The sequence below is a fragment of the Bradyrhizobium sp. NBAIM08 genome, assembly GCF_020193935.1.
GTDB classification, from domain to species: Bacteria; Pseudomonadota; Alphaproteobacteria; order Rhizobiales; family Xanthobacteraceae; genus Bradyrhizobium; species Bradyrhizobium yuanmingense.
The window spans coordinates 1-25,430 of record NZ_JADYVR010000001.1 but is presented as its reverse complement, the minus strand read 5'-3'; the positions used below and the strand labels follow the sequence as shown (position 1 = coordinate 25,430).

The following is a 25,430-nucleotide window of genomic DNA, read 5'->3' as shown; positions in this document are numbered from 1 at the left end:
CGCGTGATTCCAGGCACGAGGCCGAAGACCGGCGTGGAGCAGGATCAGTTCGTCTCCCGCCGGACCTCGCTCGGCACCGGCTGCGGCGTGCCGGTCGGGTGGGGCAGCGCGACCGGGCGCAGGCCGATCAGCTCGGCGGTGCGGATCGCGCTGTCGCGCCAGAACTGGAACGAGTTGATGCGGCTGAGCTCGAGGATGGCGATGGCGACCGCGGCGAGGAACGGCAGGCTCTGCAGCACCAAAACGCCGGCGAAGATGTAGATCTCGGTGATCTGCTTGTAGCTGTTGGTGGCGATCAGCACGCCGGCGCCGACCAGGAGCAGGGTGCCGATCACGGCTTCCCAGAACGCCTGGAACTCGATCGACATGCGGGACAGGCCGCCTTTGGAGGTGCGGGCGAAGGCGATGTGCTCGGTGATCAGGCCCTGCGCCACCGCGCGCGACACCGTCCATTGCACGCTCATCGCCGCGATCATGGCGCCCAGCATCTGGCCGGGCTTGATGGCGACGCGGGCGCGGTACATCGACAGGAAGTGCACCAGCGAGACGATGAACGCGCCGATGATCGGCAGCGTCAGGATCTTGTCGGGAATGGCGATGTCGGCGAAGGCGACGATCGGCACCCAGATGAGGTTGAGCAGCGCCACGACCACGCCGAGGCTTTCGGCGCCCAGCCAGTTCAGCCAGCCGAGGCCATATTCGCGCTTCTGGTCGGGCGTCAGCCGGCTCGCGCCGGGCAGGAAGCGGCGCCAATGCTTCTTGACGATCTGCAGGCCGCCATAGGCCCAGCGGTGCCGCTGCTTCTTGAAGGCTTCATAGGTGTCCGGCAGTAGGCCTGCGCCGTAGCGGGTGTTGGTGTAGTGGGTGGTCCAGCCGAGCTCTTGGATGGCAAGGCCGAGATCTGAGTCCTCGCAGATCGTGTCGCTCGACCAGCCGCCGGCCATGTCCATCGCGGCGCGGCGGATCAGGCACATCGTGCCGTGCACGATGATGGCGTTGGCCTCGTTGCGCTGGACCATGCCGATGTCGAAGAAGCCGGCATATTCGCCGTTCATGATGTAGTGCATGATCGACAGATCGCCGTCGCGGTGCTCCTGCGGCGCCTGCACGAGGCCGACGCGCGGGTCGGCAAAAGCAGGCACGAGGTCCTTCAGCCAATCGGGCTCGACGACATAGTCGGCATCGAGAATGCCGATGATCTCGGCATCCGCCGCGGTGCGGTCCATCGCGATCCGGAGCGCGCCGGCCTTGAAGCCCTGCACCTTCTCGGCGTTGATGAACTTGAAGCGTTCACCGAGCGCGCGGCAATGGTCCTGGATCGGCTGCCAGAAGGCGGGATCCGGCGTGTTGTTGATGATGACCACGCATTCGTAGTTCGGGTAGTTCAGCCGCGACAGCGCATCCAGCGTCTGCTTCAGCATCTCGACGGGCTCGAAATAAGCGGGGATATGGATCGAGACCTTGGGGCAGTAATCCTCGGGCACGTTCTCGACCGGCTTGTTCTTGGCGATCAGGCGCTGCGGCGGCCGGCCGAAGGCAACCGCGGCGATCTCGTCGATGCGCGCCATCGCGATGAGGACCAGCGGAACAAGGAGGATCATGCCGAGCGTCAGCGCGAAAGCGGAGCCGAACAGGAAGTAGTGGCCGTTCCAATAGGCGAATACGGTCGCGGCCCAGGCGCCGACGCCGTTGGCGGTCGCCGACAGCAGGAAGGCTTGCCTCGCGGTCGCCTTCTCGATCCGCAGGATCGGTAACGACAGCAGCACGCCGACCAGCAGCGCGATACCCATCAGCTTCCAATAGTCGGGGTTCTCGACCGGGCCGGTCCAGGCGAATTTCGGCTCGCCGCTGGCATTGAGGACGCCCCAATACGGACCGACGCCGCCTTCGAAGAATTTCCAGGGCCGATCGAGGGCTTCGACGATGTTGTAGTCCATGCCGAGCGCTTCGGCGCGGGTGACGAAGTTGCGCAAGGTCAGCGCCTGCTGGAACGGACCTGGATCTGCGTTGCGCAAATTATAGCCTGCGCTCGGCCAGCCGAACTCGGCGATCACGATGCGCTTGCCCGGGAACTGATTGCGCAGGAGGTCGTAGCGGTCCACGGCCTGGTCGACGGCCTGATCCGAACGGAAGTTTTCCCAATAGGGCAGCACGTGCGCGGCGATGAAGTCGACGCTGGAGGCGAGGTCCGGAAAATCGCGCCAGATGTTCCAGATCTCGCCCGTCGTCACGGGAACACGGACCGCGCTCTTGACCTTCTTGATCTTGCTGATGAGGTCCTCGACCTTCATCTCGCCGCGGTAGATCACCTCGTTGCCGACCACGATGCCGATCACGTTGCTGTTCTTGCGGGCGAGCTCGATGGCGGCCTTGATCTCCCGCTCGTTGCGATCCTCGTCCTTGTCGATCCACGCGCCGACCGTGACCTTGAGGCCGAACTCGGCCGCGATCGGCGGCACCAGCTCGCTGCCTTCCGTCGCGGTGTAGGACCGGATCGCTCGCGTGAGGGTCGAGAGCTTCTTCAAGTCCGCGCGAATCTTGTCGGGGTCGACCTTGAGGTCGACGACATGGCCCGGTTCGAACGGCGTATAGGACAGGCTCGGCACCAGGCCCTTGAAGTCCGGCGCAGGTTCCCTGTCGCGCAGGACTCCCCAACTGCCTGCGTGGAGCGCAGACACGAGCAACAGAACGGCGGCGACAACGCGCATCGCGGCTAAACCAATAGGGGCTGAGGTGGCAGGGAAGCGGATCCGACCCCGAGATCCGACCAAGTCCGCGGCAAAGGGAGCATATCTCTGCCGCGCGGTTTCACAACTGTCATGGCCTCATGTCCTTATGAGGGCATGGCCTTTTCGAACGACGCGCGGCAGTGCCAACCGTCTCTATGGCCGGTCGTTCCTGAACGGCAGCTGAAACGACCGGAGCTATTTTGGCTTGGGCTATTTCGCCGGCGTGGGGGACGGGCTTGCCGCAGGCGAGGGGCTCGCGGCCGGCTGCGGCTGCGCATTGGCGGCCGGCGCTGCCGGCTGGGCGGCCGCGGCCGCGGCCTGCTGCGGCTGGGCGGCCGGGTTGATCCAGCACGCGTGCACGCGGCTATCCAGAGTTTCGGCCACCTTGGGGTCGATCTGGCCGCCGAAACGGGTCAGGCAGCGGAACGCGGCCTGGATGTGGCCGCCGGGGCAGCCGAAACGGTCGTAGAGGTCGAGATGACGGAATGCGGTATCGAGGTCGTCCCGCCACATCAGCCGCACCACGCGCCGGCCGAGCCAGACGCATTCGGGATTGCCGGCCGGGCCGTTGATGACCTGGGCGGCTTCCGCGAACTCGTCGGTGCGGCGCTGATTCTGGGCGGCGTCCTTGGCGGCGTCGGCGGGCTGGGCTGCCGCTTTGCCCTGTTCGGGGCCCGGCGGACCGCTCTGGGCGGAAGCGCCGCCAGCACCGGTCAGAACGAGCAGGCAGGAGACGGCCAAGGTGGCGGCGAACTGCCGCAGGACCGCATTTCGTGACTCGAACACCCGTTGCCGCATGAATTCCCCAATGTATCCGCTGGCCGTCCGCGTCAGGAGCCCCGCGGACGCGCTAGCTGATGGCGTCCAAATGGGTCTCCAATGCGGCGGAAAAGTCTTTCGGAGTCCATGACCTGTATTTCGAATTTTGTCCAGCAAAGTCACGATCCTAGATCCCGGTGAACCGGCGCAGGTAAATTCCTTGGGGGCGCAAGGGATCCACCGGACGTGCCCCCTTGGCAGACGGCGTGCGAGAAGGTAATCGACGGCCCTTCGCGGAGGACGGAACCGATTTCTCTTCGTACGCCACTGGCGCTTCTGCTCGTCTCACTGGGTGCGATCGCTGCCGTGTGGTGGTGGCTTGCCACGCCGATCACGCTCGCGCGCGCCCCGATCGATCCCGCCGACAAGGTTCAATGCGTCTCCTACGCGCCGTTCCGCGGCGAGCAGTCGCCGCTGGAGGCATGGACCCATATCGATGCCGACCAGATCGAACAGGACCTGCGCCAGCTCAAGGAGATCACCGACTGCGTCCGCACCTATTCGCTGGAGAACGGGCTCGACCAGGTGCCGGCGATCGCCGCCAAGGTCGGCGGGATGAAGGTGCTGCAGGGCATCTGGCTCTCGAGCAACCGCACCAAGAACTACGAGCAGGCCGGGCTCGCCATTCGCCTCATCAAGCAATTCCCTGACGTCATCACCTCCGTCATCGTCGGCAACGAGGTGCTGCTGCGCGGTGAGATGACGACGGCGGACCTCGTCGCTCTCATCCGCCTGGTTAAGACCCAGGTCGGCGTGCCCGTGACCTATGCCGATGTGTGGGAATATTGGCTGAAGAACCGCGAGGTGTATGACGCCGTCGACTTCGTCACGATTCATATCCTGCCCTATTGGGAGGATTTCCCGATCAGGGCGAAGTTCGCTGCCGCCCATGTCGAACAGATCCGCGAGCGCATGGCGGTGGCGTTTCCCGGCAAGGAGATCCTGATCGGCGAAACCGGCTGGCCGAGCGCGGGCCGCATGCGCGACGGCGCACTGCCCTCGCGCACCAATCAGGCGCGCGTCGTCTCGGAAATCCTCGGCCTTGCGAAGGCGCAGAAGTTCCGCGTCAATCTCATCGAGTCCTACGACCAGCCCTGGAAGCGCAGGCTGGAAGGCACCGTCGGCGGCTATTGGGGCCTCTACGACTCGGTGCGCAGGAGCCTGAAATATCCGCCGGGACAGCCGATCAGCAATTTCCCGTACTGGAAATGGTACATGGGCGCCGGCATGGGGCTTTCCGTGCTGGTGTTCGCTGTCGCGTTGATCACGCTGCGCCGCCGGCCGTGGACACCGCGTTTCCCGGCCTGGCTCGGCGTCGGCATCTCGGCGACGACCGCCGGAATCCTGCTCGGGATCGGCGCCGACAAGATGTACTACGAGAGCTACGGGATCGGCGGCTGGCTGCTCTGGGGCGCGTTGCTGCTGGCCGGCATCCTGTCGCCGATCTTCTGCGCGCAGGCGATGGTGATCGGCCGCAGCCTGCCGACCTTCCTCGACCTGCTCGGCCCGCGCGAGGGCCGGAAATGGTCGAAGCTTACGGCGGTGCTCGGCCTGACGCTGGCGGTGACCGCGGTGATCGCTTCCGCGACCGCGCTCGGCTTCGTGTTCGATCCGCGTTACAAGGATTTTCCTTACGCCGCGCTGACGATGGCTGTGGTGCCGTTTGCGCTTCTGATGCTGAACCGGCCGCAGATCGGCCAGCGTCCGATCGCCGAAGCGGTGTTCGCGGGGGTGCTGGCGCTGTCCGCCGTGTACGTGCTGTTCAACGAAGGTCGCGACAATTGGCAGTCGCTGTGGACCTGCGCGATCTATCTGTTGTTCGCGCTCACGCTGTGGCGGGCGCGGGCCGAGCAAAGCCAAGAATAAGCAGGCCGATCGCAAGGCCCGACAGCACGACATTGTAGAGCACGATGCCGAGGCCGGCGGCGATGAGGCCGACGGTCAGCAGCACGATCGACGGCCGCATCAGGTTCAGCGTCGCAACCACCAGCGCCACGATGCCGAACACCGAATTCTTGAACAGCACGGTCGAGACCGAGCGCGACTTGCAGACCAGGGTCTGAAGCCCGGCGTCGCAGGCGAGCGCGACCTGCGAAAACTCGATCGCGAGATAGCGCACGTAGAGCGCGCAGCCGACGGTGACGAATCCGACCACGAGCAGGAACTGCACCTGGTAGGGCGTGAGGCGGAAGGGCTTCTTTGTCATGGCCGCAATATGGTCGGGAAGGCGCGGCCAGGCAACAGGGCAGCCGAGGTTTCTGTTGATCCGCCCGGGCACTCTCCAGGAACACGCGAGCCTCCCGCTGGTTCTCAACATTGTGTTGCCAACATCGCCTAGGAGTGAGGCATGGACAAGCCGACGCAGGAGCAGCTGAGCGAGCTCAAGAGGCTGAGCAAGGAGGCGCGGGTCGAGGATTGGTCGGACATCGTCCAGTCCAAGGACGAGGCGGAGATGCGCATCCGCGATCTGAAGGAGAAGGCGCGCATGGAATAGGTCATCGCCTGCGCCAAGGGCGATCAAGGACGATCAGCTGCGACCTTGCGTGTTCCGGCTCTGCTCCGCCAGCCGGCGCTCGTATTTCTCCGCCAAGGCGAGCAGTCGCTTCCTGATGTGGGGATCGGCCCGGTCGGCCAGTTCGCGGATCAACGCGAGTTGCTCCCGCAGAAAGTTCGCGTCCGTCATCTCCGCTCCGAATCAAGTCCGGTGCGGAGTGTGCCGTGTCAGGCTGGTCTCGTTCGTATCATTTGGTACTTGGGCGGAGGCATGAAGCCGCTCACCGGCCATGTGCGACTACCAGACTTACTTCAACCCCAGGCGACGTTCGAGCCAGCTGAGCGCGAACAGCACGAATAACGTGACTGCGATGGCGGCGCCCACCAGCAGCCAGGCGCCCAGCGCGCAGGCGATGCCAAGACCGGCAGCGATCCAGACAGTCGCCGCCGTAGTGAGGCCATGAACCGTCTTGGCCTTGACGTCGTGCAGGATGACGCCCGCACCGATGAAGCCGACGCCGCTCAGCACGCCGGTAACAATGCCTTGGACCACCCTCGAGACTGCATCCGGGTGGTCGCGCAAATTCTGAAACTCGATCACGGAAATCGAGATCAGCGCAGAGCCCAAGGCCACCAGCGCCAGGGTGCGCATGCCCACCGGCTTGTCGTTCATGTCGCGGTCGATGCCGATCACGAGGCCCGTAGCCGCCGCGACGAGTAGCCTCAGCACATCATCCAGTTCGTTCATCAAGACCCGCGTTTCTGGAGGGGCGACGCTTCGCGCACGTCGGACATGGACCTGCGAACTTGCTGCCAAGCGCAGCCGAGGTCCAAGCGTCCGTTGGTCGCATGCTGGCTGCGTGCGCGCCGGGACCGAGGCGTCATTGTCGCCTGAAGAACGACGACAGCGTCGATCCCGCGGACGACGCTGCCGCCTCCGGTTTCGCCGGTGCTGGCGCCGGCTGCGCGGCGGGAGCGGGGGCGGGCTCGTCGCGCTTGGTGCGTTTTGAGGAGTAGCTGCGGCGGCGTTGCGGCTTTTCAGGCTTCGCGCTCGACACAGGCGCCGTTTCGGCTGGAGGGCCAGCGTCCTGGCTCGTCTCCGAACCCTTGTCCGGGACTCTGTCCTGAGTCTTCTCTTGCGTCTTGTCTTGTACCTTGTCCGGACCGCCACGCATCGACAGGCGCTGGCCATCGAACACGGTGGTCTCGCAGTGACGATTGCTCTCGGCGAGACCCGCGCAGAATTTTGCGGCGGCGGCGGCATTGACCAGGGGGCCGGCGCCCAGGCGGAGCTGCATGCCGAGGCCGGTGTTGCCTTCCTTGATCATGATGATCGGCCGCAGCGCTGCGATCTCCGGGTTGGACTTGGTCACGCCGCGCCAGAGCGCGCGCAGGCCGTCGATCGAGTTGGCGCCGCCGAGATCGATCGCAAAGCGCGTCTGCTGAACGGCGATGGCAGGGGATTCGCTCTCGGCTGGCTCTGGCGGCTTGGTTGCTGCCGCCACGATTTCGGCTGCGGCGGGCGCCGGCTCGGCCTTCTGCTCGGCTGTCTCAGGTTGAATCAGTTTCGATGCGGCCGGATCAGGTGGTGCCATGAGCGACTTGGCGGGCACCAGCGGAATGGTCGGCAGCGCCGAAGTCATGGCCGGATTCTGTTGCACGAGCGAGGCGGCGGCCGCGGTCTGCGGCGGCGGGCTCGGCGGCTCCTTCAACGTTTCCTTCTGAGCATCCTTTGGCGAATCCTTCTGAGCATCCTTGGCGGCTTCGCTGCGCGGCTTCTCGCTCGTCGCCGTCGGCGTCGAAGCAACCGGCGCGACATTGGGAGCCGCGGGTGCTGCGTCCTGCGGCTCCGCGCCCGGCGGCGGCGCGGCCGCTTGCTTGGCAATGGCGCCGGTGACGGAATCGAGCCCTTGCTCCAGCACGGTGACTCGCGAATACAGCCGGTCGCGGTCGCTGTTCAGCGTCTCGATCGCGGCGGCGAGCCGGCGCGCTTCGTTCTGGCTCTCCTTGGTCAGCAGCTGCAGCCGGTCGGCCTGGCGCACGAGATCGGCGGACGCAACCTGGTCGCGCCGCCAGCCGAGCTGGGCCTGGTTGGCCATCACGGCAATGACGACGGCGCCGACGGCCGCCACGCCCCACGAGCCCAGCCGCCACATCAAGCGCCGGTCGAAGGCGCTTTCCTCGGCCAAAAGTCCGGAGAACAGCCCGCCGGTCTCCTTGGTGGAGAAAGCGTCCGCCAGTGGGTCGGAATCCTTTGCCATGAATGTTAAGCGCCCAGCCCCGTCCGGCTTCCCCGAATCAATCAGGGAACATTAACAGGAAAAGCGCGCCGCACTTGAATTCCGGGCGTTTGCGGGGGTAGCAAGGCGATAGCTTCCGAGGGCGTTGCCGCCCGTCCGCGCCAATTTGATTCGGCCATAGCTATCAGGATTTCGATGACCGCCCGTTCCAGCCTCACGATCGTGCTCGCCGCCGGCGAAGGCACGCGCATGCGATCGAGCCTGCCGAAGGTGCTGCATCCGGTCGCGCACCGGAGTCTGCTCGCGCACGTGCTCGCCGCCGCACCCAAGGGAACCGGCACCTCGCTTGCGGTCGTGATCGGTCCCGATCATCAGGCGGTCGCCGACGAAGCCAAGCGCATCCGTCCCGACGCGCTGACCTTCGTGCAGGCCGAGCGGCTCGGCACCGCGCATGCGGTGCTGGCGGCGCGCGAGGCGATCGCGAGCGGCGCCGACGATCTCCTCATCGCGTTCGGCGACACGCCGCTGATCTCGGCCGAGACCTTTGCGCGGCTGCGCGCGCCGCTCGCCCGCGGCGCAGCCATTGCCGCGCTCGGCTTTCGCGCCGCCGACCCGACCGGCTACGGCCGCTTCATCGTCGAGGGCGAGCGCCTGGTTGCGATCCGCGAGCAGGCCGATGCCAGCGCGGACGAGCGCAAGATCGATCTGTGCAATGCCGGCGTGATGGCGATCGACGGTCGCCGTGCGCTCGACATTCTCGGGCAGATCGGCAATGCCAATTCCAAGGGCGAATATTATCTGACGGATGCGGTCGAAATCGTCCGCAGGCAGGGATGGGAGTCGGTGGTGATCGAAACCAGCGAGGACGAGGTGCGCGGCATCAACACCAAGGCGCAGCTCGCCGAGGCCGAAGCCGTAATGCAGGCGCGTTTGCGCAAGGCGGCGATGGAGGCCGGCGTCACGCTGATCGCGCCGGAGACGGTGTATCTGTCCACTGACACCGTGTTCGGCAAGGACGTGACGATCGAGCCGTTCGTGGTGATCGGCCCCGGCGTGTCGATCGCGGACGGCGCGGTGATCCACTCGTTCTCGCACATCGTCGAGACGACGCTCGGCAAGAAGGTCTCGATCGGACCCTATGCGCGGCTGCGTCCCGGCACCTCGCTCGGCGACGGCGCGCGCATCGGCAATTTCGTGGAGACCAAGGCGGCGACGCTGGAGGCCGGCGTCAAGGTCAACCATCTCTCCTATATCGGCGACGCCACCGTCGGCGCCAATTCCAACATCGGCGCCGGCACCATCACCTGCAACTACGATGGCTTCAAGAAGCACAAGACGGTGATCGGAAAGGGCGCCTTCGTCGGCACCAACTCCTCGCTGGTCGCCCCGGTGACGATCGGCAATGGTGCCTATATCGGCTCGGGCTCGGTGATCACGAAGGACGTACCCGACGACGCGATGGCGCTGGAGCGGAGCCCGCAGACCATCCGGGAAGGCGGCGCGGCGCGCTATCGCGAGATGAAGACCGGCGGCAAGAAGCCGGAGACGTGAGCGGCGCTATTCTTCGTCGGCGAATTCGGAGAAGATCGCGCGGGTCAGGCGCCAGCCGCGCGGCTTGGCGCGCTTCACCGGCTCGCCTTCGGGATGCTTGATGAAGAGGGGCTTGTTCTCTTTGCCGCGCAGCGGCGGCGGCCAATGCGCAAGGTGCGTGCCCGTGGTCTCGCTGGCGCGCAGATACATCGACGACAGACCCTTGCGGTCGGATGAGCCTTTCATGGCCTGGTTCTCCTGACCGGAATCGTTGGCCAAATGTATTGACAATGAGTTAACTAGCGCGGTTTAAGGCCGGCCAATTCGACGCAGACGACGCAGCGGTCGCGGGCCCGTGCTGTCTCAATCAGCAATAATTATTGAGTATCTGGTTCCCTGCGATTTTCGCTAAAAACCGGGCGTGTCGTTTAGGCGATTTTTCGACGATTTGGGGGATAGTGATCCGCATGTGCGGGATTGTCGGCATTCTCGGGCGCGAGCCGGTTGCAGAGCAATTGGTGGATTCGCTCAAACGCCTCGAATATCGCGGCTACGATTCCGCGGGCGTGGCCACGCTCGAAGGCAAGCACCTGGAGCGCCGCCGCGCCGAGGGAAAGCTGAAGAATCTGGAGAAGCGGCTGGAGGCCGAGCCGCTCAAGGGTACCACCGGCATCGGTCACACGCGCTGGGCCACCCACGGCAAGCCGACCGTCAACAACGCCCACCCGCACGCGACCGAGCGCGTCGCCGTGGTCCACAACGGCATCATCGAGAATTTCCGCGAGCTGCGCGAGGAGCTCGAAAAGAAGGGCACGGTGTTCCACACCGAGACCGACACCGAGATCGTGCTGCATCTCGTCGACGATTTGCTCACGCGCGGCAATAAGCCCGTGGAAGCGGTGAAGCTGACGCTGGCGCGCCTGCGCGGCGCCTTCGCGCTCGGCTTCATCTTCGCCGGCGACAACGACCTCATGATCGGCGCCCGCAACGGCCCGCCGCTGGCGATCGGCTACGGCGACGGCGAGATGTATCTCGGCTCGGACGCCATCGCGCTCGGCCCGTTCACCGACACGATCAGCTATCTCGAGGACGGCGACTGGGCGGTGCTGACCCGCAAGAGCGCCGCGATCTTCGACAAGGACGGCCATGCCGTCCAGCGCGAGAAGATCAGGCACGCCGCCTCGACCTCGCTGGTCGACAAGGCCAATTACCGTCACTTCATGGCCAAGGAGATCCATGAGCAGCCCGAGGTGGTCGGCCACACGCTGGCGCGCTACGTCGATATGGCGACCGAGCGCGTCGCGCTACCGGTCAAGCTGCCGTTCGATTTCAAGAACATCCAGCGCATCAACATCACCGCTTGCGGCACAGCGAGCTATGCCGGGTTCGTCGCCAAATACTGGTTCGAGCGCTTTGCGCGCCTGCCGGTCGAGGTCGACGTCGCCTCCGAATTCCGCTACCGCGAGGCCCCCTTGCGCAAGGGCGACCTCGCCATCTTCATCTCGCAGTCGGGCGAGACCGCCGACACGCTGGCGGCGCTGCGCTATGCCAAGGCCGAGGGCGTGCACACGATCGCGGTCGTCAACGTGCCGACCTCGACGATCGCGCGCGAGAGCGAGACGGTGCTGCAGACGCTGGCGGGACCCGAGATCGGCGTCGCCTCGACCAAGGCGTTCACCTGCCAGCTCATGGTGCTGGCAAACCTTGCGATCGCGGCCGGCAAGGCGCGCGGCGAATTGTCGGACGAGGACGAGACCAAGCTGGTCCACGGGCTCGTCGAGGTTCCGCGCCTGATGGCCGATGCGCTCACGAGCGAGCTCCAGATCGAGAAGCTGGCGCACCGGATCGCCAAGTCGCGCGACGTGCTCTATCTCGGCCGCGGCACCAGCTTCCCGCTGGCGCTCGAAGGCGCGCTCAAGCTGAAGGAGATCTCCTACATCCACGCCGAGGGCTATGCCGCCGGCGAGCTCAAGCACGGCCCCATCGCGCTGATCGACGAGACCATGCCGGTCGTCGTCATCGCACCCCACGACCGCGTGTTCGAGAAGACCGTCTCCAACATGCAGGAGGTCGCCGCGCGCGGCGGCAACATCATTCTGATGACCGATGCCAAGGGCGCGGCGGAGGCGACGGTCGAGTCCCTCGTCACCATCGTCATGCCCGATATGGCAGCAGCCTTCACGCCGATGGTCTATGCTGTCCCGGTGCAGCTGCTCGCCTATCACACGGCCGTCGTGATGGGGACCGACGTCGACCAGCCGCGCAACCTCGCAAAATCGGTGACCGTGGAATAGGCAATCTGGATATCGATCGGCCGCTCTCTTCCAAAACCTGCTAGAAGACCCTAGCTTGTGGTAGCGACCGACCTGGAACCCGAATGACCCCCCGCGACGACGCGCCTGCGCCTCTTGATCCCGTTCCGGAACCGCATACCGGCCTGATGGGCCGTTTCCGCAATTATTTCCTGACCGGCCTCGTGGTGACGGGGCCGATTGCGATCACCCTCTATCTGGTCTGGTGGTTCGTTACCTGGGTCGACGGCGTGGTGCGGCCGTTCGTGCCGCTGGCCTACCGGCCGGAAACCTATCTTCCCTACGTCATTCCCGGCTGGGGACTGATTGTCGCATTCTTCACGCTGACGCTGGTCGGCTTCCTCGCGGCCAATCTGATCGGCCGCACGCTGGTCGATGTCGGCGAGACCTTTCTCGGCCGGATCCCGGCGGTGCGCGCGATCTATCGCGGCCTGAAGCAGGTGTTCGAGACGCTGTTCTCGGGCAAGGGCTCGAGCTTCCGGAAAGTGGGCCTTGTCGAGTTTCCTTCGCCGGGCATGTGGTCGATCGTGCTGATCTCGCAGTCGCCGAACGAGGACATCTCGCGCAGCCTGCCGGGGCAGGAGGAGCACGTGTCGGTGTTCCTGCCGTGCTCGCCGAACCCGACCACGGGCTTCTTCTTCTATGTCCCCAAAAGCAAGATCATCGAGGTCGATCTCACCGCCGAGGACGCCGCGACGCTGATCATGTCGGCCGGCGTGGTGCAGCCGGGCTCGTCGCCCGATCCGAAGAAGGCGGCCGCGCTTGCGGGCATGGCGAATGCTGCGCGGATTGCCAATGCCTCCACGCTCCGGCCCGAGCCTGCGAAGGCGGAGTAGGGCCATTCCGTTGCGGGATGGTCGCGTTCACGCGGGCGCATTCGTCCTCTGCTAGGCTCAGGTCGACCGAACCTGCCGCTCGGAATTCGACCTGGAGTGCACGATGTCCAAAACCATTGCGATCCTCGCCCCCGGCGCGATGGGCAGCGCCGTGGCCCGCCGCCTCAGCGAGAACGGTGCGCGCGTGCTGACGTCGCTCAAGGGGCGGAGCGAGGCGACGCGCAAACGCGCCGCGGACGCCGGAATGGTCGGCGCCGAGGACGATGCGATCGCGGACGCCGACATCATCCTCTCGATCGTGCCGCCGGGCGAAGCCGTCGCGCTGGCCGAACGGCTGGCCGCGCTGATCGTCAGGCGCGAGAAGAAGCCGGTCGTGGTCGATTGCAACGCCGTCAATGTCGATACCGTGCAAAGAATTGAGGAGATCATCGGGTCGGCGCAGGCGCCGTTCGTCGATGCCGGCATCATCGGCTTTCCGCCGCAGCCAGGTGGCAAGAGCCCGGCCTTCTACATGTCGGGCGAGCATGCCAAGGACGTTGCCGTGCTTGGGGATCTCGGCCTCGACGTGCGGATCGTCGAAGGCCCGGTCGGCGCGGCCTCGGCGTTGAAAATGTCCTATGCCGGCATCGTCAAGGGCCTCGCCGGCATCGGATCGGCGATGGTGGTCGCAGCCACGAAGGCGGGCGCGGCCGATGCACTGCGCGACGAGCTCGCGCTGAGCCAGCCCGGCATCTTGGCGCGGCTCGAAGTCGCGCTGCCCGACATGATCCCGAAGGCCTATCGCTGGGTCGCCGAGATGCGGGAGATTTCAGGATTCCTCGGGCCCGATCATCCGGCCAGCCAGATCTACGAGGGCTTTGCGCGGTGGTTCGAGCATCTGGCGGAGGATGCGAAGGGGGAGGCTGTGGATGCCGCGTTGATGAAGACCTTCGCGGCGAGCATCGCGCGGAAGAAGGCCTGATCAGCAGCCTCGGCCCCGGATTTGAAAGTCGAAGTCTCTCCATGCGTCATTGCGAGCGCAGCGAAGCAATCCAGAGTCCCTCCGAGGAAAGATTCTGGATTGCTTCGCTGCGCTCGCAATGACGCGGTGGAGACACTGCGTCCAACGGCTAACCCGCTCCGATCAACGGGATCGCTTCGTCTCGTTCGTACAGATACAGTAGGCAGCGCAGCGCCTCGCCGCGCTCGCTCTTCAGCTTGGGATCATCTTTAAGGATCCGCAGCGCCTCGTCTCTGGCCTGGGCGATCAGCTGGCCGTGCACCTCCGGACGCGCGATGCGGTAGCCGGGCAGGCCGCTCTGGCGCACGCCCAACACGTCGCCTTCGCCGCGCAGCTTCAGGTCCTCCTCGGCGATGCGGAAGCCGTCGGTGGTCTCGCGGATCACTTTCAGCCGCGCCTTCGACATCTCGCCGAGCGGCTCGCCATAGAGCAGGATGCAGGTCGAGGCCTCCGAGCCGCGTCCGATGCGGCCGCGCAGCTGGTGGAGCTGGGCAAGACCGAAACGCTCGGCGTTCTCGATCACCATGATGGTGGCGGCCGGGACGTCGACGCCGACCTCGATCACGGTGGTGGCGACCAGGAGGCCGATGTCGTGCGCGGCGAACTGGGCCATGACGCGGTCCTTCTCGGTGCCCTTCATCTGGCCGTGGACGAGGCCGACGCGATCGCCGAAGCGCTTTTGCAGGGTCTCGAAACGCTTGGTGGCGTTGGTGAGATGCTCGGTGCCCTCAGCCTCGGACTCCTCGACCAGCGGGCAGATCCAGTAGACCAGCTTGCCGGCTTCGAGCGCACGGCCGACGCCTTCCATGACCTCGCCGATGCGGCTCATCGGCACGGCGCGGGTATCGATGGGCTGGCGGCCGGCCGGCTTTTCGCGCAGCTCGGAGATGTCCATATCGCCGAAATAGGTCAGCACCAGCGTGCGCGGGATCGGCGTTGCGCTCAGCACCAGCACGTCGACAGCCTCGCCCTTGGACGTCAGCGCGAGGCGCTCGCGCACGCCGAAACGGTGCTGCTCGTCGACGATGGCGAGCGCGAGATCCCTGAACGCGACATCGTCCTGGATCAGCGCATGGGTGCCGACGAGCAGGTCGATCCCGCCCTCGGCGAGCTCAGTGATGATCTCGCGCCGCTCCTTGCCCTTCTCGCGGCCGGTGAGGATCGCGACCCGCAATCCCGCGCGCTCGGCGAGCGGAGCGATGGTCTTGATGTGCTGGCGCGCCAGGATCTCGGTCGGGGCCATCAACGCGGCCTGCTTGCCGACCTCGGCGACCGCGGCGGCCGCGAGCAGCGCCACCACGGTCTTGCCGGAGCCGACGTCACCTTGCAGCAGGCGCAGCATGCGCAGCGGCTGCTTGAGGTCTTCGGCAATCGCCGCCGCAGCGTTGCGCTGTGACGGTGTGAGCGCGTAAGGAAGGGCATCGATGATCTTGTTGCGCAGATGCCCGTCGCCGGCATTGCGCACGCCCGCAGGACGGCGCAGCTGCGCGCGGATCAGGGCGAGCGCGAGCTGGCCGGCCAAGAGCTCGTCGAAGGCGAGGCGCGACCAGAACGGCCGGTCGGGCAAGATGTCGGTCAGCTCGACCGGCTGGTGCACGCGATTGAGCGCCTCCGCGATCGGCGGGAAGTCACATCGGCGCAGCACCTCCGGGCTGATCCATTCCGGCAGCGCGGGAAGCTTTTGCAGCGCCTGCGCGATCGCGCGGCGGAGCGAGCCGAGCGCGAGCCCTTCCGTCAGCGGATAGACCGGGTCGATCCCCGACAGCTTCGAGATCGCCTCCTCGTCGAGCACGCGATCGGGATGCACGATCTGCGGGATGCCGTCGTACATTTGCAGCGTGCCGGAGACGAAGCGCTTCTCGCCGACCGGCAAGAGCTTTTCGACAAAGCCCGGCTTGGCGCGGAAGAAGGTCAGCACCACGTCGCCGGTATCGTCGCTGGCGTAGACCAGATACGGCGCGCGCGAATTGCGCGGCGGCGGCGGGCGGTGACGATCGACCGTGACCTCCAGCGTCACCATGGTTCCAACGGCCGCGTCGCGGATCTTCGGCCGGGCCCGGCGGTCGATCACCTGGCTCGGCAGATGCAAGAGCAGATCGACCAGCCGCGGCGTCTCGCTGCGGCTGAGCAGGTACTGCAACAGCTTGTCCTGCTTCGGACCGACGCCGGGCAGGCTGGTCACGGGAGCAAACAGCGGATTGAGCAGGCTGGGGCGCATTCGGGGAATCTAAGATCGTTCCTCGCCGTCATGCCCGGCTTTATGCCGGGCATCCACGGCTTTTTTTCCGCGCGACGTGGATGGCCGGGACATAGGCGAGCGGAAGCGACGCCGTCCTTCAGACGGCTATGCCCGGCCATGACGGATTGGAGGGACGACCTCCCGCAACAAAGGGCTGACACCGGGGGTCCGAGTGGCTATATCACCCCCGCCCGGCACGTCCGGGCTTTCTGCGTTTGACTGGATTTGAGACATGACGGGAACGACACGATCGAGCAGCGGGCTGGATGACCGCCGCAAGCGGCTTCTGTTCCGCTGCTGGCACCGCGGCACGCGCGAGATGGACCTGATCCTCGGCCGCTTCGCGGATGCCGAGATCGGCAATCTGTCCGATGACGAACTGAGCCAGCTCGAGACCTTGCTCGAGGTCAACGATCCCGATCTCTATGCCGCCATCACCGGCGACAAGGTGCTGCCGGCCGACGTCGCCGGCGCGCTGTTTGCCCGCATCAAGGCGTTTCCGATCGCGGACGGCAACGCATGAAGCAGGGAATGAAATCTCCGGCCGAGCTGCTCGCGCCCGGCCGCGCGCTGACGCTCGCCAATGTCGCGGAAGGTGCCGAAGGCCTCGTCGTCTCCGATCTCGCGCGCGCCATCGCGGCGCGGCCGAAAATGCCGGCGGTCAGCCTTGCGGTCGTCTGCCGCGACGGCGGGCGCATGCAGTCGCTCGAACGCGCACTTAGGTTCTTCGCGCCCGATCTGCCGGTGCTGACCTTCCCGGCCTGGGACTGCCAACCCTATGACCGCGTCTCGCCGCATGGCGGCGTTCTCGCCCAGCGCCTGACCACTCTGGCGCGGCTGGCCTCGCTCACCGGCAGCGACAAGCCGCTGATCGTGCTGACCACGGTGAACGCGGTGGTGCAGCGCGTGCCCGCGCGCGAGCTGGTCGCGGCGCAGGCGCTGTCGGTCGCGCCGGGCAACGTCGTGCCGATGGACACCGTTGTCGCCTGGCTCGAGCACAACGGCTACAACCGTTCCTCCACCGTGCGCGAGCCCGGCGAATATGCCGTGCGCGGCGGCATTTTGGATCTGTTTCCGGCCGGCCTCGAGCAGCCGGTGCGGTTCGACTTCTTTGGGGACAGCCTGGAATCCATCCGCTCCTTCGACGCGGAGACCCAGCGCACGCTGCTCGACATGCGCTCGCTCGACCTCGTGCCGGTCTCCGAGTTTCAGCTCGTCACCGACACCATCCGCCGTTTCCGCATGGGCTATGTCGCCGAGTTCGGCGCGCCCGAGCGCGACGATGCGCTGTACGAGGCGGTCAGCGAAGGCCGCCGCCATCCCGGCATGGAGCACTGGCTGCCGCTGTTCCAGGACCGGATGGACACGCTGTTCGATTATCTGCAAGGCGCGGCAATCGCGATCGAGCCGCAGGCCGAGGACGCCGTGCGCGAGCGCTTCAAGCAGATCCTCGACTATTACGAGGCCCGGCGCGAGGCGATGGAGCATCCCGGCGGCGGCGCGATCTACAAGCCGCTGCCGCCCGACCGGCTGTATCTGACCGAGGAGGAATGGAGCAAGCGCCTCGGCGCGATCCCGCTGGCGCGGCTGACGCCGTTCTCGGTGCCGACCGACGGCATTGGCATAGTCGATGCGGGTGCGCGCAAGGGCCGCGACTTCGCGCCGGAGCGCAACGACAGCAATGTCAACGTGTTCGAGTCGGTCGTCAGCCACGTCATGGCGTTGCAGGCGCAGCGCAAGAAGGTCGTGATCGCGCTGTGGACGGAGGGCTCGCGCGACCGCATGACGTCGATGCTGCGCGACCACAAGCTCGCCCACGCTACCAGCGTCAACTCATGGCGGACGGTGCAGGCGACGCCGCGCAACGAGACCATGCTCGCCGTGCTCGGCCTCGAAAGCGGCTTCGAGACCGACGAGATCGCCGTCATCAGCGAGCAGGATATCCTCGGCGACCGCCTGGTGCGGCCGCGCAAGGCCAGTCGCAAGCTCGACAATTTCATCTCGGAGGTGACGAGCCTCACCGCCGGCGACATCGTCGTCCACGTCGATCACGGCATCGGCCGGTTCATCGGCCTGCAGACGCTGGACGTCGCCGGCGCGCCGCATGACTGCCTCGAGCTGCATTATGCCGCCGAGACCAAGCTGTTCCTGCCGGTCGAGAACATCGAGCTCTTATCGCGTTACGGCTCTGATCAAACCACGGTCGAGCTCGACCGCCTTGGTGGCTCGGGCTGGCAGACCCGAAAAGCAAAACTGAAGAACCGCATCCGCGAGATCGCGGGCGAGCTGATCAAGATCGCGGCCGAACGCATGCTGCACGAAGCGCCGAAGCTGCCGGTGCAGCAGGGCGTCTACGACGAGTTCTGCGCACGCTTCCCCTATGACGAGACCGAGGACCAGCTGGGCGCGATCGAGTCCACGCTGAAGGATCTCGAAAAGGGCCGCCCGATGGATCGCCTGATCTGCGGCGACGTCGGCTTCGGCAAGACCGAGGTGGCGCTGCGCGCCGCCTTCGCCGTGGCGCTCGACGGCAAGCAGGTCGCGGTCGTGGTGCCGACCACGCTGTTGGCGCGTCAGCACTACCGGACCTTCAGCGAGCGCTTCAAAGGCTTCCCGGTCAATGTCGCGCAGGCCTCGCGCCTGATCCCGACCAAGCAGCTCAACGAGGTCAAGAAGGGTATCGCCGACGGCTCGGTCGACATCGTCGTCGGCACCCACGCGTTGCTCGGCAAGGCGATCAAATTCCGCGACCTTGGCCTGCTCATCGTCGACGAGGAGCAGCATTTCGGCGTCAGCCACAAGGAGCGGTTGAAGGCGCTGCGCGCCGAGGTGCACGTGCTGACGCTGTCGGCGACCCCGATCCCGCGCACGCTCCAATTGGCACTGACCGGCGTCCGCGAGCTCTCGATCATCGCATCGCCCCCGGTCGACCGTCTCGCGGTGCGAACCTTCGTCGCCCCGCACGATCCCCTGATGATCCGCGAAGCGCTCCTGCGCGAGCGCTATCGTGGCGGCCAGGCGTTCTACGTGGTGCCGCGCATCGACGATCTCGCCGAGGTCAAGGACTTCCTCGACAAGAACGTGCCCGAGATGAAGGTCGCGGTCGCGCATGGCCAGATGCCGCCGGCCGTGATCGAGGACATCATGACCGCGTTCTACGACGGCAAGTTCGACGTTCTGTTGTCGACCACCATAGTCGAGTCCGGCCTCGACATCCCCAACGCCAACACGTTGATCGTGCATCGCGCCGATATGTTCGGCCTTGCCCAGCTCTACCAGCTGCGCGGCCGCGTCGGCCGCTCCAAGCTGCGGGCCTATGCGCTGTTCACGCTGCCGGCGCAGCAGAAGATCACGGCGCAGGCCGAGCGCCGGCTCACCGTGCTGCAGTCGCTGGAGACGCTGGGCGCCGGCTTCCAGCTCGCCTCCCACGACCTCGACATCCGCGGCGCCGGCAATTTGCTCGGCGAGGAGCAGTCCGGCCACATCAAGGAGGTCGGCTTCGAGCTCTATCAGTCGATGCTGGAGGAGGCGATCGTCAACCTCAAGGCCGGCGTCTCCGAGCCCGCCGCCGACCGCTGGTCGCCGCAGATCACCATCGGCATGCCCGTGCTGATTCCGGAGGACTATGTCAGCGACCTCTCGGTGCGGCTGTCGCTGTACCGGCGCCTGGCCGATCTCGACACCGAGGAGGAGATCGAGAATTTCGGCGCCGAGATGCGCGACCGCTTCGGCGTGCTGCCGGACGAGGTGCGCTATCTGTTCAAGGTCGCCGCGATCAAGGCGTTCTGCCGCCGGGCCAATGTCGAGAAGATCGACGCCGGCCCGAAGGGCGCCGTCATCGTCTTCCGCGACAATTCCTTCGCCCATCCCGAGCGCCTCGTGAGCTTCATCCGCAGCTACGGCCAGGCCGCCAAGGTGCGGCCCGACATGAAGGTTGTGTTCCTGCAGGACTGGGAAACGCCGGAGGAGCGGCTCGCGGGCACGACGGAGATCATGCGGCAGCTGGCGCAGCTCGCCGAGAGCAAGAAGGCGGCGTAGAGGCACCGGCCTCACCGCGTCATTGCGAGGAGCCCTTGCGACGAAGCAATCCAGAGTCTTTCCGCGGAGGGATTCTGGATTGCTTCGCGCGCTCGCAATGACGGTGGTTGTTGCTGCAGCTCGCGAAAAACTACGACGCCGCCCTCGATGCCTCCGCCGACAGGCGCGCCAGCAGCGAGCGTGCCGTATCCGACGGCGACAGCGAGTCCACGCTGACCACGGGATCGCTGCGCATCTCGTGCTTGCCGTTGGAGGTGTGCCGCATCACCGCCGACAGGCGGCGCGCGATCATATGCGCGGTGCGGAAGTCGGTCTCGGCGAACACGACGATGACCGAGCCGTCCTTCTGCGCGGCGCCAAAATCCATCTGCCGCATCAGGCGGCTGAGGATGCGGGCGGCGTCGAGCTGGGCGCGGGGATTGTTGGGATCGAAGGCGAAGCGGGCGACCGAGAGGCCGCCGCCGCGGGCGAGCGTCTGCTCGACCGCCTTGGCGAAATCGCGGGCGAAGGCTTCCACCGTGAGCAGGCCGCTGCGCGGATCGAGCCAGCCGCCGGCATCGATCGAGCGCAGCGTGCGGCTCAGCTGCGCTTCCATGGCGTGCTGGCGGATCAAGGGCAGCGCGTTGGCCGCGATCCTCGGCGGCTCGCCGGTGATCAGCTCGAGATTGGGCAGGTCGTAGCTCTGGGTGAGCTGGTGGGCGGTGACGACCACGGGCAGGCTGCGGAAGCGAGTGTCCTCGGCGAGCACGGTCAGAAACGCATCGGTCACGCGCGCGGTAAAGCCTTCGGCGAGCACGACGCCGTCGAGATCGCGGGTGTTGAGGTGTTTCGCGGCAGCCTCGATCGAGAGCGCACCGACCACGCCGACGCGTTCGCCGAACGCGACGGAGAGCGCAGGGTAAGCCGCGCCGCGGCCGATCAGGAGCACGGTGGCATCGCGTGCGGGATCGCCCTGCGGCAGCGCGATTTTCACTTCGGGCAGCCGGCGCAGAACCGTTGCGTGCAATGTCCGCACGCGCAGCGCCGCCCGGAGCCGCGCGATCAGCCGGTCGGGATTGCCGCCGCGCGAGGAGAAGGGCAGGGCGTTGTGCGGCAGCGTGCCCGCCGCATCCAGGGCCACGAAGGGCAGGTAAGGCGATTGAGCGGTGATCGTCTTTGCGAGCCGCGTCACATGCGGCTCGTGTCCGGCATGGACCGCAGCGAGAACCGCGGCCGGCTGCACCTCTTCGACCGCGCGCGGCGCGCTGGTCCAGTCGGTGTCGACGACGGGAAAGAGCCGGGCCTCGTCCAGCGCCGCCACGAAGGCGGGGCGTTCGGCATCGGACACAAACAGGATCGGGCCCGCCTGGGACATGTAAAAACTCTGATCGCGCAACAATTTGCCGCCGCAATCTAGTTTGGCCGCCTTAATGCTGCGTCAACGCAGGCGCTGAAACCGCGCCTAGACAGGCCCGGAGCGGTCGCGAAAAGCCTCGACCATCAGGGGGTTAAGCCCGAGCTCGCTGAGCGCCTCGCGGGCGCGGGCATTGTCCTGGGCGCGCCCGGCGAGCCGGTGGCCGGAGAGGCGGTCGGGCAGCGCCGTGAGCAGCGCGCCCTGGCCGAGCCGGCGCGCCCATTCCTGCAGGTCGTTTGAGAGGAAGCGATAGCCGCCGACCGCCATGATGCCGGAGGGCGGCGCTGTGATGCAGATCGCGCCGCTCGGGCGATCGAGCCGCGCGGCATAGCCGGTGTCGACATAGTCGCGCGGCGGCTGCGCCGTCAGCGTCTCGCCGACCGGCTGCGGCGGGGCGTAGGCCGCGATCGGCACCATCGCGCCGCGCAGGCCAAGCGTGCCCTTCGGCGTCAGCAGGATCTCGCCGGCGATGGAGGAGCCGGACTGCTCGCGCGGAGCGCCGTGCGGCCCCGGCATCACCGGCACCGGCATGCCGTCCTCGCCGCGGCGGGCGCCGAACAATCCGGCCTCGCCGAACAGGTAGACGTCGGTCAGCGGCGCATGCGGCGCAATCCAGGCATCGCTCGCCGCGACCTGCTCGGGCGCGCGCCACAGGCCGATGACGTTGCGCAAAGTCGGCATCCGCGCCGCGAGGTCGGCATCGCCGAGCCGCAGCGCGAGCTGCGCCGGCGCGATCAGCACCTCGCATTCGTGCTCGTTGATCTGCTGCTCCAGCACATCGTTCTCGAACGGATGATGCAGCGCCATCGTGCCGCCCGAGAGCAGCCACACCGCGAGCGAGGAGGCGAGCCCTGCGAACGACATCGGCGTGAACGCCGCCATCACGGTCGCGCCCTGCTTGATGTCGGCTTCGAGCGACATCGCAAGGCCGCCCGCGATCAGGCTGAAATGCGGCCGCGGCACCGGACGGAAGCCCTCCGCCGTGACGTCGAAGGAGATCATGGCCGCCTTGCGGCCGTCCTGGATCACGGCGCGCGTGGTGCCGGGCGGGCGCGCCAGGACGTCGTCGAGCGAAGCCATGCCTTCGGGCAGGTCGCTTCCGAAGCCGTAGACGTGCCGGATCGAGAACGCCTCGGCCGCGGCGTGCATGGCGAGATCGGCATAGCTGACGCCGTCGACCGTGCTCATGGTAACGATGGCGCGCGCGGCGGTGCGGTTCAGCGCTGCGGTCAGTTCCGCATGGCGCCAGAGCAGCGGCAGCACGGCGACGACGAGGCCGGCGCGATGGGCGGCGAGCACGGTCAGCACGAACTCGACCGTGTTGGGCAACTGGATCGCGATCACGGAATTGGCGGGCAGGCCGGATTCGACGAAATGCGCCGACAGCGCCTCGATGGCGGTATCGGCCTCGGTATAGGTCATCCGCCGCGGCCGGTGCCCGGTGATGCGTGCCTTGTTGAGCGGATCGAGCAGGGCGGTCGCGTGGGGCTGCCGCATCAGCGTGCGCTGAAACAGTGTGTCGAGCGTCGGCGATATTGCTGGCTGGTTCACGGCGTCACTTCGCTTGATGAGCTTGCGGCTGCCCCTTCGACCACCAGGTCTCCGGCAAATAGCCCGAGAGCGAGGTGGTCTTGGGCCGTTCTATCCGATTCCAGCGCGCGATCCATTGCTCCGATACGTTAAACAGCGGGATTGTGTAGAAGCCCGCGATCAGGGCGCGGTCGAGCGCGCGCACCGCCGAAACGAAATCCGTATGTTCACGGGCCTCGAGCAGGGCGGCGATCATGGCATCGACGGCGGGATCCCTCGCGCCCATGTAGTTGCGGGTGCCCGGATTGTCCGCCGCCGCACTGCCCCAATAGAAGTACTGCTCGTTGCCGGGCGACAGCGACTGGTCCCAGCGGTTCTGGATCATGTCGAACTCGTAGGCGAGCCGGCGCTGGTCGAATTGCACGGGATCGACCGAGCGCACGCTGGCCTCGATGCCGGCGCGTCTGAGGTCGCGCTGGAAGGCGAGCGCGATGCGCTCCTGGTCGCGCGTCGTGACCATGATCTCGAAGGTGAAGGGGCTCTTGGTCGCGCGATTGCGCAGCACGGTGCCGTCGAGATCGTAGCCGGCCTGCGACAGCAGCTTCAGCGCGGCGCGCAGCGTGGTGCGGTCGCGGCCTGATCCGTCAGTGACCGGCAGGCGGTAGCTGCCGTCCAGGATGTCGGGCGGAATTCGTGCGGCGAACGGCTTGAGCAGCTCGCGCTCGCGCGCATCCGCAGGCCTGCCATAGGCCGACAGCTCCGAGCCGGCGAAATAGCCGGCCACGCGCGAATAGAGCCCGAAGAAATAGCTGCGGTTCACCAGCTCGAAATCGAGCAGCAGCGTCAGAGCCTGCCGCACGCGGATGTCGGCGAAGACAGGACGGCGGGTGTTGAACACCAGGAATTCGGACGGCTGCGGCAGGCCGGGCTTGACGGTGTCGCGGATCACCTCGCCGCTTTTGGCTGCCGGAAAGTCATAGCCGTCGTGCCAGCGCAGCGGCTCGTGCTCGACGCGGAAATCGTAGAGGCCGCGCTTGAACGCCTCGAACTGCCCGTTGGCCTCGCGAAAATAGTCGAGCCGGATCTCGTCGAAATTGTAGAGCCCGCGATTGATGGCGAGGTTGCGGCCCCAATAATCGGGATTGCGCGTGAGTGTCACGCTGGCGCCGGGCTTCACCGCGGTGACGCGATAGGGGCCTGAGCCAATCGGCGCGGTCAGCGTCGTCTCCTCGAAGGTCGCGAAGTCGATGGCGTGCTTCGGCAGGATCGGCATCAGGCCGAGAATCAGCGGCAGCTCGCGGTCGTTGGCGCCTGTCAGGTCGAATCGGACGGTGAGGGGATCGAGCGCTTCGGCCTTGGCGACCTTGCCGTAGTACTGCCGGTGATTGGGGCGGCCGTGGTCGCGTAGCAGCTGCCAGGAGAACAGCACGTCCTCGGCCGTGACCGGCTTGCCGTCGGAGAAGCGGGCGCGAGGATCGAGACGGAAGGTGACGAAGCTTCGCTCGTCATTGGTTTCTACGGTCCTGGCGAGCAGGCCGTAAAGCGTGAACGGCTCGTCCTGCCCGCGCGCCAGCAGGCTCTCGACCACGTAGTTGCGGACCGGCTGCACCGCCAATCCCCTCACGATGAAGGGATTGAGGCTGTCGAAGGTGCCGAGAATGCCCCAGGTCAGACGGCCGCCCTTGGGGGCATCGGGGTCGGCGTAGGGCATGTGGCTGAAGTCGGCGGGCATCGCCGGCTTGCCGTGCATGGCGATCGCGTGGGCCTCCTCGGCCGCGGCGGTGCCTGCCGACAGCATCCCGGCAAGCGCAAGGGCAAGTGCAAGGGCAAGCGTATAGGGGCGGAGGCCGGGGCCCTCGAAGAGGCGCTGGAACATGAACATCGGCACAAGGTGATTCGAGGACCGTCGGGCGAATCTTATCACAGGGAATTTGATGGGGCTTTCGCGCCAGACCGGCCAAAGACGCTTGTCGGCATTGATCTTTTCGTCGGCCACGTTAAGAAGGCACCCAATCGCGCAAGAGCGTCGAGCCCGTCACTTATCCGCCTCAATTGACGGGGAGAGAGCCGCGCCCAAGGCGGCCAGGTTCGGCGCTTCGGAGCGGTTCGGGCACTTCCCGTTCAGAAAGGGTTTTCCGCAATGAATTTCCGTTACTTGGCCGCGTCCGTCCGGCCGCGCGGGCGACTTCTCGCCCTGTTGACGGCGACGGCGTTGGCCGTTCCGTTTGCCGCCGAGGCCCAGACCCCTGCGCCGGCCCCCGGCGCCCCCGC

The 25,430-nt window shown here is 66.5% G+C and carries 19 protein-coding genes and 1 pseudogene; 9 read left to right on the top strand and 11 right to left on the bottom strand.

Features of this window, described 5'->3' with window-relative positions; translation table 11 throughout:
- Nucleotides 1-44 precede the first annotated feature (44 nt).
- Nucleotides 45-2,708, bottom strand: a complete 2,664-nt coding sequence (locus tag I6F37_RS00100; RefSeq protein ID WP_036012552.1) for a glycosyltransferase — start codon at nt 2,706-2,708, stop codon at nt 45-47.
- 231 nt (nt 2,709-2,939) lie between these two features.
- On the bottom strand, nt 2,940-3,527 hold the full coding sequence (locus I6F37_RS00095; protein WP_036012549.1) for a hypothetical protein: 588 nt from the start codon (nt 3,525-3,527) through the stop codon (nt 2,940-2,942).
- A 327-nt stretch (nt 3,528-3,854) separates the two neighbouring features.
- On the opposite strand from I6F37_RS00095, the gene I6F37_RS00090 reads away from it, so the two are divergent.
- The gene (locus I6F37_RS00090) at nt 3,855-5,414 is read left to right on the top strand and encodes a beta-1,6-glucan synthase (RefSeq protein WP_036012546.1); all 1,560 of its coding nucleotides are present in this window, start codon (nt 3,855-3,857) and stop codon (nt 5,412-5,414) included.
- Here I6F37_RS00090 and I6F37_RS00085 read toward each other — a convergent pair.
- On the bottom strand, nt 5,374-5,754 hold the full coding sequence (locus I6F37_RS00085; RefSeq protein WP_036012544.1) for a hypothetical protein: 381 nt from the start codon (nt 5,752-5,754) through the stop codon (nt 5,374-5,376). The genes I6F37_RS00090 and I6F37_RS00085 overlap by 41 nt on opposite strands.
- Before the next feature lie 141 nt (nt 5,755-5,895).
- Here I6F37_RS00085 and I6F37_RS00080 point away from each other — a divergent pair, with 141 nt between their 5' ends.
- Complete coding sequence (locus I6F37_RS00080) at nt 5,896-6,042, top strand: hypothetical protein (RefSeq protein WP_156447140.1); 147 nt, start codon at nt 5,896-5,898, stop codon at nt 6,040-6,042.
- A gap of 33 nt (nt 6,043-6,075) precedes the next feature.
- Here the strand turns inward: I6F37_RS00080 and I6F37_RS00075 are convergent, their stop codons facing one another.
- The 3 genes from I6F37_RS00075 to I6F37_RS00065 all read right to left on the bottom strand — a co-directional run bounded on the left by I6F37_RS00075 (nt 6,076) and on the right by I6F37_RS00065 (nt 8,302).
- The gene (locus I6F37_RS00075) at nt 6,076-6,231 is read right to left on the bottom strand and encodes a hypothetical protein (RefSeq protein ID WP_172783746.1); all 156 of its coding nucleotides are present in this window, start codon (nt 6,229-6,231) and stop codon (nt 6,076-6,078) included.
- Between the two features lie 117 nt (nt 6,232-6,348).
- A complete protein-coding gene (locus I6F37_RS00070; RefSeq protein ID WP_036012541.1) occupies nt 6,349-6,789 on the bottom strand; it encodes an MgtC/SapB family protein in 441 nt (146 codons plus the stop codon).
- 133 nt (nt 6,790-6,922) lie between these two features.
- Nucleotides 6,923-8,302 (bottom strand): hypothetical protein, encoded by a 1,380-nt coding sequence (locus I6F37_RS00065; protein ID WP_225149976.1) that lies wholly within the window; start codon nt 8,300-8,302, stop codon nt 6,923-6,925.
- Between the two features lie 174 nt (nt 8,303-8,476).
- On the opposite strand from I6F37_RS00065, the gene glmU reads away from it, so the two are divergent.
- Nucleotides 8,477-9,832 carry a bifunctional UDP-N-acetylglucosamine diphosphorylase/glucosamine-1-phosphate N-acetyltransferase GlmU gene (gene glmU / locus I6F37_RS00060; RefSeq protein ID WP_225149974.1) on the top strand — a complete coding sequence of 452 codons (1,356 nt, stop codon included), beginning with the start codon at nt 8,477-8,479 and terminating at the stop codon, nt 9,830-9,832.
- Between the two features lie 6 nt (nt 9,833-9,838).
- Here glmU and I6F37_RS00055 read toward each other — a convergent pair whose 3' ends face one another.
- The gene (locus tag I6F37_RS00055) at nt 9,839-10,057 is read right to left on the bottom strand and encodes a hypothetical protein (RefSeq protein WP_036012532.1); all 219 of its coding nucleotides are present in this window, start codon (nt 10,055-10,057) and stop codon (nt 9,839-9,841) included.
- Between the two features lie 221 nt (nt 10,058-10,278).
- Here I6F37_RS00055 and glmS point away from each other — a divergent pair, with 221 nt between their 5' ends.
- The 3 genes from glmS to I6F37_RS00040 all read left to right on the top strand — a co-directional run bounded on the left by glmS (nt 10,279) and on the right by I6F37_RS00040 (nt 13,920).
- Nucleotides 10,279-12,105, top strand: a complete 1,827-nt coding sequence (glmS, locus tag I6F37_RS00050) for a glutamine--fructose-6-phosphate transaminase (isomerizing) (protein WP_225149973.1) — start codon at nt 10,279-10,281, stop codon at nt 12,103-12,105.
- A gap of 83 nt (nt 12,106-12,188) precedes the next feature.
- A complete protein-coding gene (locus I6F37_RS00045) occupies nt 12,189-12,959 on the top strand; it encodes a DUF502 domain-containing protein (RefSeq protein ID WP_036012517.1) in 771 nt (256 codons plus the stop codon).
- Nucleotides 12,960-13,062: 103 nt separating this feature from the next.
- On the top strand, nt 13,063-13,920 hold the full coding sequence (locus tag I6F37_RS00040; RefSeq protein ID WP_036012514.1) for an NAD(P)-dependent oxidoreductase: 858 nt from the start codon (nt 13,063-13,065) through the stop codon (nt 13,918-13,920).
- Nucleotides 13,921-14,068: 148 nt separating this feature from the next.
- On the opposite strand, the gene recG is transcribed toward I6F37_RS00040, so the two are convergent.
- Nucleotides 14,069-16,177, bottom strand: coding sequence for an ATP-dependent DNA helicase RecG (gene recG / locus I6F37_RS00035; protein ID WP_036012511.1), 2,109 nt, complete (start codon nt 16,175-16,177; stop codon nt 14,069-14,071).
- 253 nt (nt 16,178-16,430) lie between these two features.
- Between recG and I6F37_RS00030 the strand changes: the two genes are divergently transcribed.
- Nucleotides 16,431-16,721, top strand: a complete 291-nt coding sequence (locus tag I6F37_RS00030) for a succinate dehydrogenase assembly factor 2 (RefSeq protein WP_036012510.1) — start codon at nt 16,431-16,433, stop codon at nt 16,719-16,721.
- Nucleotides 16,718-20,236 carry a transcription-repair coupling factor gene (gene mfd, locus I6F37_RS00025; protein WP_225125313.1) on the top strand — a complete coding sequence of 1,173 codons (3,519 nt, stop codon included), beginning with the start codon at nt 16,718-16,720 and terminating at the stop codon, nt 20,234-20,236. The genes I6F37_RS00030 and mfd overlap by 4 nt, the downstream gene beginning before the upstream one ends.
- Before the next feature lie 130 nt (nt 20,237-20,366).
- Here mfd and I6F37_RS00020 read toward each other — a convergent pair whose 3' ends face one another.
- The 3 genes from I6F37_RS00020 to I6F37_RS00010 all read right to left on the bottom strand — a co-directional run bounded on the left by I6F37_RS00020 (nt 20,367) and on the right by I6F37_RS00010 (nt 25,041).
- Nucleotides 20,367-21,590, bottom strand: coding sequence for a hypothetical protein (locus I6F37_RS00020; RefSeq protein WP_036012502.1), 1,224 nt, complete (start codon nt 21,588-21,590; stop codon nt 20,367-20,369).
- A gap of 87 nt (nt 21,591-21,677) precedes the next feature.
- Nucleotides 21,678-23,180: a class I adenylate-forming enzyme family protein gene (locus tag I6F37_RS00015; protein ID WP_109143701.1), complete on the bottom strand. Its 1,503-nt coding sequence runs from the start codon at nt 23,178-23,180 to the stop codon at nt 21,678-21,680.
- A 4-nt stretch (nt 23,181-23,184) separates the two neighbouring features.
- The gene (locus I6F37_RS00010) at nt 23,185-25,041 is read right to left on the bottom strand and encodes an extracellular solute-binding protein (protein WP_225150573.1); all 1,857 of its coding nucleotides are present in this window, start codon (nt 25,039-25,041) and stop codon (nt 23,185-23,187) included.
- A 258-nt stretch (nt 25,042-25,299) separates the two neighbouring features.
- On the opposite strand from I6F37_RS00010, the pseudogene I6F37_RS00005 reads away from it, so the two are divergent.
- A pseudogene (locus tag I6F37_RS00005) lies at nt 25,300-25,430 on the top strand (invasion associated locus B family protein); the annotation flags it as partial.